Here is a 14,427-nt window from a genome sequence, read left to right on the forward strand (position 1 = left end):
GTCTGGGACTATCTTGTCAGCACAGGCAAACGAGGAGGTCCACTATGTCTCAGCAAGAATGTGCATGCCCCAAGTGCAAGTGTGCAGTTGATCGCAGCTCAATCGAGAAGGATGGCAAGCTGTACTGCTCCCAGTCCTGTGCCACCGGTCATGCCGATGGTTCAGTCGACTGCGGCCATGACTGCAAGTGTGGGTAATGTCTGACGCTATCTGCCGCCCACCACAGGCAGCGCCCGACAGCGACACGCTGGCAGGCGCTGCTTGCTTTGCCCAGCCCCCTGTTCAGCACTGCCGTTCTCCTTCAGCTGACCCGCTTGAATTTCCTCGGTAGCCACATCCCTTAGCCGCAGGCAATGCTTACGATGCAAGCGAGTATCGCTTCATTGGGGTAGCCCGGTGGAAGGTATATGATGGGGCTCTGTACGGAAGTTTATGTCAGGAGCCCCATGAGTCGGGAGGTCATCCAGCGTAGTCTGATTGCTGCCGAGCTGCTTTTTCTGGCGTTACCGACGACCGCGATCTGCATGTTCTTCAGCATGGCCTTGTTGTCCACCGTAGGCTTCCCATGGGACCTAGAAGCGCTGCTGATCATGCACTTCGTGCTGCTGGGCAACGTGGGGATGGTTGGCCTATGGGCGGTGGCGATCACTTATCTTCGACATCGCGGGCCGGGGTTGAAAGGGCTGTGGTGGTGGTGGCGGGCCGCTTGCCTGGGTGCGGGGTTGGCGAGCGTTTCACTGCTACTACTTGGTCTGCCGATGACCGGCTGGGAGGCGCCCGAGGGTGTTGTCATCGTCGCCACAGGCAGTCTGGCCAGCCCGCTGCTGGTACCGTTTCTGCATCTTGCGTACTTGCGGCGTCGAGCGTATAGACGTAATGCAACAGGGCTCGCCTAGGCGAGCCCTGTTATCGAACCGGTTAGGTCCGAGCATTCACAGGATCGTTAGATCATGCGATGGCTTTAATGTTCGACGCCTGAAGGCCTTTCTTGCCCTGGGTCACGTCGAAGGAGACGCTTTGACCTTCCTGCAGGGACTTGAAGCCTTCGGCTTGGATCTCGGAGAAGTGAGCAAAGACGTCATCACCGCCGTCAGACGGCGCGATAAAGCCAAAACCCTTTGCATCGTTGAACCACTTAACTGTACCAGTCGACATAATAAATCCTTCCGCGCTTAGCGCATTGCAATATTTCTGGTGTCACCCAGATGGATAGCGGGTAAAACAAGAAATGCAATTACAGACTGCCGAAAGAATTCGAATGCTTCTGAAACCGTGCTTACTTGCCAACCAACTGCGTCTACCGTGTCATGCTTGGCGGCCCGGGTCAAAGGCTTTCGCCATTTTCTCTTTCGGCACCTCTGTGGGAGGGCTGGCTTCGTGGCTGAAACCTTAACAGGCTATCGATTGTCGCAGACACGACGACATTACTCGTTAAGGAGTCAGCATGAGCCAGGAAACCGAATACGTACCGCCCAGGGTCTGGACCTGGGAGAAAGCCAGCGGCGGCACCTTTGCCAGCATCAACCGCCCAATTGCCGGGCCGACCCACGAGCAGTCGCTGCCGGTGGGCGCTCACCCCCTGCAACTCTATTCGCTGGCCACCCCCAACGGCGTCAAGGTCACGGTGCTGCTCGAGGAGCTGTTGGCGCTGGGGCACACCCAGGCCGAGTATGATGCCTGGCTGATCAAGATCGGTGACGGCGACCAGTTCGGTAGCGGTTTCGTCGAGATCAACCCCAATTCGAAGATCCCCGCTCTGGTGGATTACAGCACGCCCAAGCCGACTCGGGTATTCGAGTCCGGCTCGATTCTGTTCTATCTGGCAGAGCGCTTCGGCGACTTCCTGCCCAGGGATCCGGCCAAGCGCACCGAGGCGCTGAACTGGCTGTTCTGGCAGATGGGGAGTGCCCCCTATCTGGGTGGCGGTTTCGGCCACTTCTACGCTTATGCGCCAGAGAAGCTGGAGTACCCCATCGACCGTTTCACGATGGAGGTCAAGCGGCAGCTCGATGTGCTGGACCGGCGCCTTGCCGAGGTGCCTTACCTGGCCGGCGACACCTACACCATCGCCGATATCGCCAACTGGCCATGGTACGGGCAGCTCGCGCTGGGGCGGCTATATGATGCTGGCGAGTTTCTGCAGGTGCAGGACTACCAGCACGTGCAGCGTTGGGCGAGGGAGATCGATGCACGTCCGGCGGTACAGCGCGGACGCATGGTCAATCGCACCTTCGGCGATCCCGATATGCAGCTCCATGAGCGTCACGACGCCAGCGACTTCAAGCACAAGACCCAAGATAAGCTGACGTCCAGCGTTTAGGCTCGCTTTAAGGCCTCAATGCGACGCGCCCGTCACCTGGACAGGTTGGCGGGCGCGCTGCGTTATCCAGAGCGGCCCGAGGGCCCCAGGTCAATTCGGGGTGGCGATCGGCGTGACTTCGACTCGCGCTACGCCACGGTGGAGCATGTCGAGCTTCCTGGCGGCGCGTTTTGAGAGGTCGATGATGCGACCGTCGATGAAGGGGCCACGGTCGTTGATCAGTACTTCCACTTCCTTGCCGGTGTCGGGGCGGGTGACCACGACGGTGGTGCCAAGCGGCAGCGTGGGGTGCGCGGCGGTCAGTGCCTGCTGATCGAATGGCTCACCGCTGGCAGTGGTGGCACCCTGGAAGCGGTCGCTGTAATAGGAAGCGATGCCTAGCTCGGCGTCGGCAGCTGGCTCGGGCGAATGCGCGTAGGCATGGCCGGCGGCCAGCATGGCTGCCAAGCCGCAGATGAGCAGTAATCGGGATAGGCGTCCCATGATGATACCTCACGGTTCTCGTGTTGGCCGTGTGTCCATCGATGTGATGAGGGGCCATAGGGCCAGTGGATAGTAACCTCCTCGGACTGGCCTGACAACCTATCCTGAAGATCGACGATGATGGCAGCAAAATGGCGATGATCATGCGTGACGCTAAAAATGCTGCAAGTGCGAGATAAGTCCTTGATGCCAGGTGGAGAAAGGCTCAGCCAGTGTGCTCCTGGGCAATCAGGCCATGGGCCAGCAAGTCGTCGGCCAAGGCACGCGAAGCCAGGGAGAACTCGACCCGTGCGCTGGCCAGAGCGGTGTCGTCTCGCGAATGGGGCTGCTGTTCGAGGCGATCAAGACGCGCCTTGGCGTTGGCCAGACGCCGGCCGAGCGTGGCGTCGATCGCCAGTTGTGTAGCATCTAGCAGTTGGCAGTCGGTGACTGCCGGTTCGGCTTGCAGATGGCAAGAGACTTCTGAGATACCCATGTGCAGGTCACTCCTGGGGCAATGCTCTCAATTCTCACTATAGTGTGTAACATTCGGTTTCAGTAGATCCGGCAGACGAAGAGACCGGCGCTACTCCCGGAAGCGTTCGCCGGTCTGTCCCTTGGTCCGATACATGGCGCTGTCGGCCTGGCGCAGCAGCTCCTCGAAGTCGGGCGGGCCGCCGGTGTATCGGCTGCTGCCGATGCTCACGCCGACGCTGACGCGGTGACCGCTGGGCAGGTCGATGGGGGCGGTAATCGTCTCCAATAGACGCTGGCGTATCTCGGCCACATCCTGCTCAGTGCCGCAATTCTCGACCAGGACAATGAACTCGTCGCCGCCAAAGCGTGCGCAGTGGTCACCGGCCCTGGCCTGTTCGGTGATACGGCGGGCCACCTGCTGCAGCACCAGGTCACCGGCGGCATGACCGAAGCGGTCATTGATCGGCTTGAAGTCGTCCAGGTCGAGCATCAATAGTGCCGCAGGCTGCTGCGTCCGACGGCTGCGCTGCAGCGCCGATGATGCAGAGCGTGCCAAGCCAATGCGGTTCAATAGGCCGGTAAGCATATCGCTGGAGGCCATGGCTTCGAGTTTGGCGGTGCGCTCGGCTACCTTCTGTTCGAGTGCTGCTTCGTGACGCTTGAGTGAGGTGAGCATCTCGGCCTGGGCCTGCTCTTTCTGCCGCTTCAGCTTGTTGAAGCGCGCCGCTAAGGCGAAGGAGAGCAGCAACATCTCCAGCGCCGAGCCGATCTGGATGCCGTGCAGGGTAATGAAGTTGGACGGCAGGATACCCAGGTTGCGCAGTGCGAATACCGAGGCGCCAAGCAGCAGGATCGACCAGGCCAGCGTGAAGAGTCGTGCGCCGGGAACATGGCGTAGGCTGCTGCTGACGGCGCAGGCTAGCAGCAGCAGAGCGGCGCTGAAGCCTGTCACGTCCATGACTTGTAACGCAGCCTGCATAGGCAGTATCAGCGCCATGGCCACGGCCAGCCAGCACCATAGGCGGAATAGGCCGAGCATACGGTGCCAGCGAGGGCTGTAGGTGGCGGTGTCCAGGAAACTCTGCGCAAATAGCGTGGCCATCGCCGAGGCCAGGGTGAAACCCAGTGTGACCAGGCGGCCGCTGTGCTCTCCCAGCCCACTCCAGAAGATCAGCGTGCCGGTGCCGTTGAAGGTGAGAATCGCCAGAGTAAAACCGAACACAAACAGTGCGTAGTGCAGGAAGACGCGCTCCCTGAGGCCGAAGAACAGCAGCAAGTTGTAGACGCCTAGCGCCAACAGCATGCCGAAGTAGGTCGCCAGCCAGAAATTCTGACGGTCGTTGCTGGCGTAGAAGCGCTCGGGCTGCAGCACGTTGGCACTGAGCATTTTGCTGCCGTGGGCCTCGATCCGGGTCAGCAGGATGACCGTCTCCCCGGGGGCCAGGGGCAGCGGGAAGACCGCCTGCCGGTGGGGGAGCGCGCGTTGACTCACGGGTACCGCGCTGCCGCTCTCTAACACTTGCGTGTCCTGGTCGCGCACGACATGCAGGCGTACATAGTCGAGGAAGGGGTACTCGAACTGCACAATCCACTGCTGCGGCAGGTCGCTGGCGTTGCGCAGCTCGGCGCGCAGCCACATGGGAGCCGGGGTGTAGCCGAGGTGGAGGTCGCTGCGCTGCTGCGCGGGAGTGAAGACGATGGGGTCGGAAAGCAGCGCCTCGAGTGTCAGAGTGCGGTGCGGGTCGGCCACGTAGGCGGTGTAGGGGTCGAGGGAGTAGCGCTCCTGCTCACTGCTGAGAGCCAGCGTCGGGTGGTCGGCCAACGCCGCTTGGCTAAGCCAGCAGAGCGACAGCAGAACGCCGACGAACAGGCGCGGGGTCAATCGATAGCGCTCAGCGGGCATCAATAAACAGTCTCGCGATGGGGGCACGCAACATATAAGGGTTAACGGTCCCGGATGAACTATCTTTAGCACTTTTTGCTGAAAGACACAGCTTCTTGCATTACCCCTGGGGCCTGGGTGAGAGGTATGCTCTTTGTGCAGGAAGCGAGCGGGCGCGGACCAGAGAGGTGAGGATCAGCATGATCGGCAGTGGCGGCGGTAAGATGCGCGGGGCAAGGGCTCGACGCTGGATGCGGCAGTTAGGGAGCGTCATGTTGATGATGCTGGCAAGCGGTTGCGCGATGATGGCGCCTTCACCGCCCCAGGATCAGAGCAATATCTGTGAAATATTCCGTGAGCAGCCGCGCTGGTATGACTATGCCCGCGAGTCGCAACAGCAGTGGGGCACGCCGATTGCCACCCAGATGGCGTTTATTCAGCAGGAGTCATCGTTTCGTAGTCATGTACGCCCCCCGCGCAATCGCATACTCGGCTTCATTCCCGGCAGTCGCCCCTCCTCGGCGCGCGGCTATGCCCAGGCCCAGGATCCGGTATGGGGAGAGTATCGCGAGCAGGCCGGCAGTACCCTGGCAAGGCGCTCACACATGAAGCATGCGACCGATTTCATCGGCTGGTACAACGCTCGCACGCACCGCCAGGCCGGGGTCTCCTTGAACAACCCGGAACACCTCTACTTTGCCTATCACGAGGGAGTGGGTGGCTACCAGCGCGGCAGCCACCGCGGCAAGCCGCAGGTACTGCGGGCAGCCAGTCAGGTCAGTTCGCGCGCCGGTCGCTACCAGGCGCAGCTGGCCAGCTGCGAGGCGGAATTTCGCTGTCGGCGCTTCTATCAGGTGGGCCCGTTTTGCCGGGCGTGATGCCCAACCAAAACACCCCACGCTGAAGGCAGCGTGGGGTGATGTCACCGCGTTACATCGGATATTGACTGAGGTCAGTGCTGGACGTCTTCCTCGTACAGCTCGGCCTTGGCGTCGCGCATGACGTCTTCGCATGCGGCCTGGTGGGCGAGTTGCATTAACAAGCTCTGAGTGACTTCAAAGCCCTTGCCGAGGCAGCTATCCACGTCCTGACGGCTCACCTTGGGGGTGACGTCGCAGTCAATCTTGATCGTTCTTCCGCTCCCGTCCAGCCTGTCTGCGACATCTCGCATGAACCAGGCGATGCGCTCTTTCCAGCTGGCGGATTCCTCTGCGCTCTCGTTTACGCTAAACGTGCAGTGCCACTCAGGTTTATAGACCTTCATGAGAACCTCCGGTAGGGCTTGGAAAGAATGATCGATCGTGGTGTCTACTCCGTGCTTGACGATGTTGCCCGGCTATCATAGCAGGCTTACGGTCCTGAAACAGGCCCAAGTAGCTAGCGGCAGGTGTCGAGATATTCGCTCAAGGCTTGGGCAGCAGCATGCAGGCACAGTGCCTGGCTGAGCCAGTGTTCGAAGACATCGAGATCTGTCGGGTGGTTGGTAGTCGCGGTAAGCTGCATGGCGTTGACCCTCCTGAGGGTGACACTCTTACTCTAGTCGGGTTTTTGCTGCATTGCAGCATGGTATTGTGTGTCAGACTAAGAAAAATGTGGTTAGCCACGGAGCGTGCATCATGAGGTGTACTCAATGGATGGTGTGGTTGTTGCCGTTGGCGATGGTCTGGCCGGCGATATCAATGGCAGGGGAAGGCGAGGCATCCGTCAGCGGCACCAGTAGTGCAGTGGTCAGCAGTAGTTCATCCACGGGCGGTAGCTCACGGGCACAGAGTACGGTCAGTGGCCAGAATGCCTCGGTCACGGTCAACGGTCACCAGCTGGAGGTGAGCGGTGGTCGCCTGCGCCTGGACGGCGTGGCGTATGGTGAAGTGACGCCGGAACAGGCGGTGACCCTGCGCGTCGAGAACGGTGTGGTCACTCTGCTGGTCGATGGTGTCGAGCGCTTGCCCGACGACTGACGCGGCCGCAAGCTGTCTGCGTCGCCAGCGGCGCCCATGGTAACCTGCCAGGCGAGCGACGCTTGAGGAGCCCGTTAGACGATGATGCCGAACGCCGTGCTGGCCCTGGGGGCGAGTGCATGAATGCCAAGAACCCCTCCTTCGTGAGCCTGGTCAAGGCCGCGTTGCCGACCCTGCACCCCTCCGAGCGCCGGCTGGCCGAGTTTATCCTCACCTTTCCCGGCGAGCTGGCCAGCTATACGGCTACCGAGCTGGCTGGTCTGGCCGGCGTGTCCAATGCCACCGTTACCCGCTTCATCAAGAAGCTGGGGTATCGCTCCTTCGAGGAGGCGCGCCAGCACGTGCGCGACAATCGCGAGGAGGGGGCGGCGCTCCTGCGGGTTGAGGGGCATGCGCAGGCCGCCAGCGATGACCTGCTGCATCGGCATATTCATCAGGCGGTCAAGAACCTCGACCATGCCAGCCAGCACCTGTCCCAGGCGATGCTTGATGAAGTAGCCGCCGCGATGCTCGCGGCCCGCCGGGTGTGGGTGATGGGCTTTCGCAGCAGTCACCCGTTCGCGGAGTATCTTAATTGGCAGATCCTGCAGGTGATCGAGCATACCGCGCTGCTGCCGCGCGCCGGTGAGACCCTGGCCGAGAGCCTGGTCAGCATCACGCCCGACGATTGCGTGATCCTGTTCGGCCTCAAGCGGCGTACGGCGGATCTGGATGCCGTACTGGCACAGCTCGAGCGTAGTGGTGCCGAGGTGTTGTACATCACCGACGAGAGCGCCCCCAGCAACGAACGGGTGCGTTGGCATGCGGTATGTCGTACTGCGGCGGCGGGCCCACTGTTCAACCATGTGGCGGTGCTGGCGCTGTGCCATTTTCTGGCCACGCGGGTGATTGAACTGTCCGGGGCCGAGGGGCGGCGGCGGCTGACCGGCATCGAAGCCATCCATGAAGCCCTCGATGAGTTGCAGTGACCATTTGTGGTGCAGCGTGAGTAGATAATGCTCGTCGAGTGTGCAGATTTTTCCCTGTGTCGATCGATGTGCTCCCCCGCGGGCAAGACGATTTTTTCGCTATGTTGCTGCCGGCAAAGGTGAAAAAATATTTTCTTGATATGGTGGCATGAAAATTGGATTTCTTTTGGTGCTCGGTTACTACGTGCGACACCAACAAGAGGTCATCCCCATGTCCACACTTGCCTGTACTCCCCGCTTTACGCTTAAACAGCTGGTCGCTGCCACCTCCCTGGCGGCGCTGGCCACCGCACCGGCGGCCTTTGCCGACCCCATCGAGATCCAGATCAACAACACCCTGCCCACCGGCTCCTTCGCCCACACCTTTCTCGAGGAGTTCAGCGAGCGCCTGGAAGACGAGGCGCCCGGTCGCTTCAATGTCCGGCTGTTCATGGGCGGCACCCTGGGTACCGAAGAGGATGTACTTCAGGGACTCGGGATGGGGACGCATCACGCTTCCCTGGCGGCCTCGGCGGTGACGCAGTTCAACGCCCGCACCTCGGTGTTCGATCTGCCCTACCTGTTCGAAAATCGCGAAGACGTGGCCCACTTCATCGACAGCGAGGCCGGCGACATGCTGCGTGAGGGCTTCGAGGGCACCGGCATGCGCCTGCTGGCGATGTGGGATAACGGCTTTCGGGTGATCACCAACAATCAGCGCCCGATCGTGGCCCCTGAGGATCTCGACGGTCTGCGCATCCGCACTCCCAACAGTCGCCAGCGGGTGGCGATGTTCAATGCGCTGGGTGCCAATGCCACACCGCTGGCCTTTGGCGAGGTCTACTCGGCCCTTGACCAGGGCGTGATCGATGGACAGGAAAACCCGGCCCACGTTGCCGAGTCGGCGCGGCTCTACGAGGTGCAGGACTACCTGTCGGTGTCCAACCACATCTATCTGCCGACCTTCCTGGTGTTCGGCGAACCCTTCCTCAACCGCCTCGCGGATGAGGACCTCGAGGTGCTCGAACGGGTGGCCCAAGCGATGACCGCCTGGACCTTCGACTGGGGCGATGAGGCCGATGAATCGGTGCTGGCCGAGCTCGAGCAGTACCTGGAGATCAACGAGATCGACTTCACGGCCTTCCAGGAGGCTGCATTGCCGCTCTATGACGACCCGGTGTTCGTCGATGCCATCGGCCAGGACATGATCGATACCACCCTCGATGTCATGAACGCACGCTGAGGATATCGCCATGACACCGTCCGTCTTTACGCTCGTCGACCGCTGGGTGCTGCGGCTACTGGATACGCTAGTGATCCTGCTCGCAGGGCTGCTGCTGGTGCTGCTCAATTACGCCGTGTTCTCACGCTTCGTGCTCAACTCATCGGTGTCATGGGGAGAGGAGCTGCCGGCCAACCTGCTGGCAGTCCTCACCTTCATCGGTGCTGCCTACCTGACGAAAATCAACGAACACCTCGGCTTTGACAGCGTGTTGCGGCTGATGCCGATGCTGTGGCAGCGCATTGTGCTGAGCATCAATCACGCCTTCATGCTGGCCTTTGCCGTGGCCATTCTCTATTACGGCACCTTGGCCAGCCTGGGCTTTCATGGGCGCTCGCTGATCTCCATCGACCTGCCTCTGGCACTGTTTCGCTGGGCCATGCCGGTCGGTTTTGCGCTGATCGCGGTCATCTCAGCCTGGCGGCTACTCGGCCTGGTGAGCGGCAGAGTTCATCCCACCGACCTCTACCCGGAGACCGACTGATGCCCATGGATCCTGCCTATCTCATTCTAATGATGCTGGTGATCTTCCTGTTCAGCGGCATGCCGATCGCTTTTGTGCTGGGTGTGACCGCCATGGTCATGATCCTGCTCGACCCCAATGTCATGCCGCAGATCATGGGCATGGTGCCGTTCGGCGGGGCCAACAACTATCTGCTGGTGGCGGCGCTGCTGTTCATGATCGCCGGTGAGGTGATGAACCAGGGGCGTATCGCCGAGCGCCTGATCAACTTCGCAGGCTCCCTGGTAGGGCATATCCGCGGCGGCCTGGCTCACGTCAATATCCTTACGTCGCTGTTCTTCTCCGAAATCTCCGGCACGGCCACCTCGGATGCGGCGGCGATTGGCTCGGTGATGATCCCGCAGATGAAGAAGCGCGGTTACGACGTGGCGTTCGCCGCGGCGGTCACCGCTACGTCGGCGACCATGGCGATCATCGTGCCGCCGAGTCTTAACCTGATTCTCTACGCCTACGTCTCGGATACCTCCATCGCTCAGCTGTTTGCGGCGGGGATCGTTCCGGGGTTCGTGGTCTGCTTTGCGCTGATGTTTACTGCTTATCTTATCTCGGTGCGCAAGGGCTACCCCATCGAGGGCAAGTTCAACGTCAAGAACGTGCTCAGTACCGGCCGCGAAGCGATTATCCCGATTACCCTGCCGATCCTGATCCTGGGTGGCATCCTGGGCGGCATCTTCACGCCCACCGAGGCGGGGGCCGTGGCGGCGCTCTGGGCGATCCTGCTGGCCACGCTCTACTACCGGTCGCTGACGCTGCGCTCGCTGCTCGACACCCTGCGGGTGGCCGGCAAGCGCAGCGCGATGCTGATGTTCATCGTCGCCACCTCGACGCTGCTGGGCTGGTACATGACCAACCAGGGCATTCCTCAGGAGATTGCTGCCGGGATCCTGGGCATCTCCGATAGCTATTGGGTGGTGCTGCTGGCGATCAACGTCTTCTTTCTGCTGGCCGGCACCATCATTCACGGTACCCCGGCGATCCTGATGCTGGTGCCGATCTTTCTGCCGCTGGCCGACCAGCTGGGCATCGATCGCGTTCACTTCGGCTTGATCGTCACCATCAACCTGGGGATCGGCCAGCAGACCCCGCCGGTGGCGTCGGTCGTGCTGGTCACCTGCTCGATAGCGCGGATCAGCATCGGCGCGATCATCCCGGCGCTGATGTGGTTCCTCGGTGCGATGCTGGTGGTGCTGACGCTGATCAACGTCTTCCCGGCGCTGTCGCTGTGGTTGCCGTCAGTCATTCTTTAAAGGGACAGGGATAGGTCTATGCGACTTCTGGTCATCAACCCCAACTCGTCGTCCGGCGTCACGCGGCATATTGCCGCGGCGGCGCAGCAGGCCGCCGCCCCGGGCGACGAAATACTCGCCATCGAGGCGACTGGCGCACCGGCGCTGATCGTCGATGAGGCCGATGCCCGGCGCGCCGAGCAGGCGGTGGTGAATACCGTGCGCGGCGTCGAATCGCCGCTGGACGGCGTCATCGTCGCCTCCTTCGGCGACACCGGCGCGGATGCACTGCGCGCGTTCATGCCCTGCCCGGTGGTGGGCATTGGTCACGCCTCACTGCTTACCGCTGCGGCGCTGGGCGGCCCCTTCGCCATTGTGTCCTTTGCCCCGGCGGTCGTGCCCTCGATGCGCTGGATGGTCGAGGATTATCGGATGCAGCATCTGCTCAGCGGTATTCATACGGTCGATATTCCGCTGCCGGACGACCCCGGTGAGATCCAGGCCGCCACCGCCGAGGCGCTGGAGAGGCTATGCCGGCAAGTGGCCGAGCAGGGCGATTGTCGCAGCATCATCCTTGCCGGCGGGCCGCTGGCGGGGCTGGCACCACGGCTGGCGCCGGCGCTGCCGCTGCCGCTGATCGACCCGACCCAAGCGGCGGTGATGCTGCAGCACTCGCTGCAGGCGGCGAGGGCCGCTGGCTAGCCTCGCGTATCCGCGCTGGTGGCGGAGAAATATCCCCGCTGGGCGGCACCTGTCGCGCGCTTTCTGGTATTCTCGCCGCCCGCTTTCTCGCTGCAGGTACCAAGCCGTGTCCGACGCTCCCGCCGACGCTGATTTCAGCGCGCTGCCGCTGGCCCCCGAGCTGCTCGCCAACCTCGAGGCGCTGGGCTATCAGCGCATGACGCCGGTGCAGGCCGAGGGCCTGCCGCCGATGCTGGCCGGGCGCGATCTGATCGCCCAGGCCCAGACCGGTTCGGGCAAGACCGCGGCCTTTGGCCTGGGGCTCTTGTCGCGGCTCGATCTGGCGAGCTTTCGCGTCCAGGCGCTGGTGCTGTGTCCGACCCGCGAGCTGGCCGACCAGGTCGCCGAGGAGCTGCGCCGCCTGGCGCGGCTGCTGGCCAACGTCAAGGTGCTGACGCTGTGCGGCGGCGCGGCGCTGGGGCCACAGCTCAGTTCGCTGGCCCACGGCGCGCATATCGTGGTGGGTACCCCGGGGCGGGTCGAGGAGCATCTGCGCAAGGGCTCGTTGCACCTGCGCGGGCTCGAGACGCTGGTGCTGGACGAGGCCGATCGCATGCTCGACATGGGCTTCCAGGCGACGCTCGAGGCGATCATTGCCGAGACCCCACCACGCCGCCAGACCTGGCTGTTCAGCGCTACCTATAGCGATGCCGTGAAGGCGGTTGCCGAGGCGTTGATGCATGACCCGGCCCGGGTCGAGATCGCCTCGAGCCACGACGCCGGCAGCATCGACCAGCGTGTTTATCGCGTCGCCGACGAAGCGGCGCGCTTCGATGCCCTGCGGCGCCTGCTGCTGGCGCTGCGGCCCACGACCAGCGTGGTGTTCTGCAACACCAAGCGCGAGACCGACGAGGTGGCTGCGGCACTCTGCGATGCCGGGTTCAGTGCCCTGGCGCTGCACGGTGACCTCGAGCAGGCGGATCGCGACCGCTTGCTGGTGCTGTTCGCCAACCGCAGTGCGTCGATCCTGGTCGCCACCGACGTGGCTGCCCGCGGCCTCGATATCGACGCGCTGGATGCGGTCTTCAACTACCAGATTGCCCGCGACCTCGAGGTGCACGTCCACCGGGTCGGGCGCACCGGCCGGGCTGGTGGCTCCGGCGTGGCCTGCACGCTGGTCAGCCAGGCGGAAAGCTACCGCCTGGAACGCCTCACGGAATTTCTCGGCGAGCGGCTACACGAGGCGCCACTGCCGCCGCGCAGCGTGCTCGAAGATGAGCCGCTGATGCCGCCAATGGCCACCCTGCAGCTCGGCAGCGGCAAGCAGCAGAAGCTGCGGCCCGGTGATATTCTGGGTGCCCTGACCGGGGAGGGCGGCATCGCCGGTGATCAGGTCGGCAAGATCAAGGTGTTGGCGCGCAGCGCCTACGTGGCGGTCAGCCGCGAGGTGGTCGAGCAGGCGCTGACCAAGCTGAGTGCCGATTCCCTCAAGGGGCGACGCGTTCGCGTGCGCCGAATTCGCCGCTGATATGTCACACTAGGCTCATGAAAATACCTAAACGTCTACAGCCGCTGGTCGAGGACGGGATGATCGATGAGGTCGTCACCCAACTGATGAGCGGTAAGGAAGCCCAGGTCTACGTGGTGCGCTGCGGCGACGCCTTGCGCTGTGCCAAGGTCTTCAAGGAGGCCAAGCAGCGCAGTTTCAAGCAGGCGGTGCAGTATCAGGAGGGGCGCCGCGAGCGCAACACTCGGCGTGCCCGCGCCATGGCCAAGAAGACCCGCTACGGCCAACAGGAGCAGGAGCAGGCCTGGCTGAACGCCGAAGTGGATGCACTCTACCGGCTGGCCGCGGCAGACGTGCGCGTGCCGCAGCCGTATGGCTTCGTCGACGGCGTGCTGCTGATGGAGATGATTGCAGACGCCGAGGGCTACGCCGCGCCGCGGCTCGATGACGTGGAGCTGAGCCCTGAACTGGCCCTCGACTACCACGCCCGGGTGATGCGCGACGTGGTGCGCATGCTGTGTGCCGGCCTGGTGCACGGCGACCTGTCGGAGTTCAACGTGCTGGTCGATGCCCACGGGCCGGTGATCATTGACCTGCCCCAGGCAGTGGACGCGGCGGGCAACAATAGTGCCGCGAGCATGCTCGAGCGTGACGTCGACAACATGCGCCGTTACTTCGGCCGCTTCGCGCCGAGGCTGCTGGAAACCGACTACGGCAAGGAGATCTGGGCGCTGTATGCTGCTGGCGAACTGCAGCCGGACACGCCGCTGACCGGCTGCTTCACGCCCGATACCCGCGAGGTCGACGTCGATCAGTTGCTGGATGTCATCGAAGACGCTCGTGAAGCGCATGCCGAGCGCATGGCGGCGCTGGCCGATGAACAGCGTGACGATAACTAACGGATTATTAAACAGCCGAATAAACTCCCGTCCCAATACGTATAATAAAGTAGTAATGATTTATATAAGTTGGCCCTTGTTTACGGTATGCGGCTAGATTGATCAAGCCGCGTGCCGCCTTCCCTAACATATTCTTTTAACAGTCTTTCCAATACGCCTCTGGTGTGGGCTTAAAGTTTGTGCAGTGTGTGCCGATAGTTCAGGCAAGACCATCACCACGTCATAACAACGCACCCGGCAGCCCGGTCAATCCAGGCCTGCTG

At 62.4% G+C, this 14,427-nt stretch carries 18 protein-coding genes; 12 read left to right on the forward strand and 6 right to left on the reverse strand.

What is annotated here, in order from left to right:
• The first annotated feature begins 44 nt into the window (after positions 1-44).
• Both BLT16_RS11365 and BLT16_RS11370 read left to right on the forward strand, forming a co-directional pair.
• Positions 45-197 carry a metallothionein gene (locus BLT16_RS11365; RefSeq protein WP_089658637.1) on the forward strand — a complete coding sequence of 51 codons (153 nt, stop codon included), beginning with the start codon at positions 45-47 and terminating at the stop codon, positions 195-197.
• Between the two features lie 249 nt (positions 198-446).
• Positions 447-896 (forward strand): hypothetical protein, encoded by a 450-nt coding sequence (locus tag BLT16_RS11370; RefSeq protein ID WP_089658638.1) that lies wholly within the window; start codon positions 447-449, stop codon positions 894-896.
• A gap of 52 nt (positions 897-948) precedes the next feature.
• Here BLT16_RS11370 and BLT16_RS11375 read toward each other — a convergent pair whose 3' ends face one another.
• Entirely contained in the window at positions 949-1,155 is a 207-nt protein-coding gene (locus BLT16_RS11375; RefSeq protein ID WP_089658639.1) for a cold-shock protein, read from the reverse strand.
• Positions 1,156-1,444: 289 nt separating this feature from the next.
• On the opposite strand from BLT16_RS11375, the gene yghU reads away from it, so the two are divergent.
• Positions 1,445-2,320, forward strand: coding sequence for a glutathione-dependent disulfide-bond oxidoreductase (gene yghU, locus BLT16_RS11380; protein WP_089658640.1), 876 nt, complete (start codon positions 1,445-1,447; stop codon positions 2,318-2,320).
• A gap of 90 nt (positions 2,321-2,410) precedes the next feature.
• Here the strand turns inward: yghU and BLT16_RS11385 are convergent, their stop codons facing one another.
• From BLT16_RS11385 to BLT16_RS11395, 3 genes are all read right to left on the reverse strand, one after another.
• Positions 2,411-2,803 (reverse strand): septal ring lytic transglycosylase RlpA family protein, encoded by a 393-nt coding sequence (locus BLT16_RS11385; protein WP_176817223.1) that lies wholly within the window; start codon positions 2,801-2,803, stop codon positions 2,411-2,413.
• A 205-nt stretch (positions 2,804-3,008) separates the two neighbouring features.
• Positions 3,009-3,278: a hypothetical protein gene (locus tag BLT16_RS11390; RefSeq protein WP_089658641.1), complete on the reverse strand. Its 270-nt coding sequence runs from the start codon at positions 3,276-3,278 to the stop codon at positions 3,009-3,011.
• A gap of 90 nt (positions 3,279-3,368) precedes the next feature.
• Positions 3,369-5,162: a 7TM diverse intracellular signaling domain-containing protein gene (locus tag BLT16_RS11395; protein ID WP_089658642.1), complete on the reverse strand. Its 1,794-nt coding sequence runs from the start codon at positions 5,160-5,162 to the stop codon at positions 3,369-3,371.
• Positions 5,163-5,413: 251 nt separating this feature from the next.
• Here BLT16_RS11395 and BLT16_RS11400 point away from each other — a divergent pair, with 251 nt between their 5' ends.
• On the forward strand, positions 5,414-6,019 hold the full coding sequence (locus BLT16_RS11400; protein ID WP_340148258.1) for a transglycosylase SLT domain-containing protein: 606 nt from the start codon (positions 5,414-5,416) through the stop codon (positions 6,017-6,019).
• A gap of 74 nt (positions 6,020-6,093) precedes the next feature.
• Here BLT16_RS11400 and BLT16_RS11405 read toward each other — a convergent pair whose 3' ends face one another.
• Entirely contained in the window at positions 6,094-6,405 is a 312-nt protein-coding gene (locus BLT16_RS11405) for a hypothetical protein (protein ID WP_089658643.1), read from the reverse strand.
• A gap of 113 nt (positions 6,406-6,518) precedes the next feature.
• Positions 6,519-6,644: a hypothetical protein gene (locus BLT16_RS21115; RefSeq protein WP_281243307.1), complete on the reverse strand. Its 126-nt coding sequence runs from the start codon at positions 6,642-6,644 to the stop codon at positions 6,519-6,521.
• Positions 6,645-6,757: 113 nt separating this feature from the next.
• Here BLT16_RS21115 and BLT16_RS20835 point away from each other — a divergent pair, with 113 nt between their 5' ends.
• The 8 genes from BLT16_RS20835 (at position 6,758) to BLT16_RS11445 (ending at position 14,164) form a co-directional block, all read left to right on the forward strand.
• On the forward strand, positions 6,758-7,099 hold the full coding sequence (locus BLT16_RS20835) for a hypothetical protein (RefSeq protein ID WP_176817224.1): 342 nt from the start codon (positions 6,758-6,760) through the stop codon (positions 7,097-7,099).
• A gap of 119 nt (positions 7,100-7,218) precedes the next feature.
• Positions 7,219-8,067, forward strand: a complete 849-nt coding sequence (locus tag BLT16_RS11415; RefSeq protein ID WP_089658645.1) for a MurR/RpiR family transcriptional regulator — start codon at positions 7,219-7,221, stop codon at positions 8,065-8,067.
• A gap of 211 nt (positions 8,068-8,278) precedes the next feature.
• Positions 8,279-9,289: a TRAP transporter substrate-binding protein gene (locus BLT16_RS11420; RefSeq protein WP_089658646.1), complete on the forward strand. Its 1,011-nt coding sequence runs from the start codon at positions 8,279-8,281 to the stop codon at positions 9,287-9,289.
• A 10-nt stretch (positions 9,290-9,299) separates the two neighbouring features.
• Positions 9,300-9,812, forward strand: coding sequence for a TRAP transporter small permease (locus tag BLT16_RS11425; protein ID WP_089658647.1), 513 nt, complete (start codon positions 9,300-9,302; stop codon positions 9,810-9,812).
• Positions 9,812-11,098: a TRAP transporter large permease gene (locus BLT16_RS11430; RefSeq protein WP_089658648.1), complete on the forward strand. Its 1,287-nt coding sequence runs from the start codon at positions 9,812-9,814 to the stop codon at positions 11,096-11,098. The genes BLT16_RS11425 and BLT16_RS11430 overlap by 1 nt, the downstream gene beginning before the upstream one ends.
• 18 nt (positions 11,099-11,116) lie before the next feature.
• Positions 11,117-11,779, forward strand: coding sequence for an aspartate/glutamate racemase family protein (locus tag BLT16_RS11435; protein WP_089658649.1), 663 nt, complete (start codon positions 11,117-11,119; stop codon positions 11,777-11,779).
• A 106-nt stretch (positions 11,780-11,885) separates the two neighbouring features.
• The gene (dbpA, locus tag BLT16_RS11440; protein WP_245701614.1) at positions 11,886-13,286 is read left to right on the forward strand and encodes an ATP-dependent RNA helicase DbpA; all 1,401 of its coding nucleotides are present in this window, start codon (positions 11,886-11,888) and stop codon (positions 13,284-13,286) included.
• A 17-nt stretch (positions 13,287-13,303) separates the two neighbouring features.
• Positions 13,304-14,164, forward strand: coding sequence for a PA4780 family RIO1-like protein kinase (locus BLT16_RS11445; protein ID WP_089658651.1), 861 nt, complete (start codon positions 13,304-13,306; stop codon positions 14,162-14,164).
• Positions 14,165-14,427 lie beyond the last annotated feature (263 nt).

This window comes from Franzmannia pantelleriensis (assembly GCF_900102875.1).
In the GTDB taxonomy this organism is placed as follows: domain Bacteria; phylum Pseudomonadota; class Gammaproteobacteria; order Pseudomonadales; family Halomonadaceae; genus Franzmannia; species Franzmannia pantelleriensis.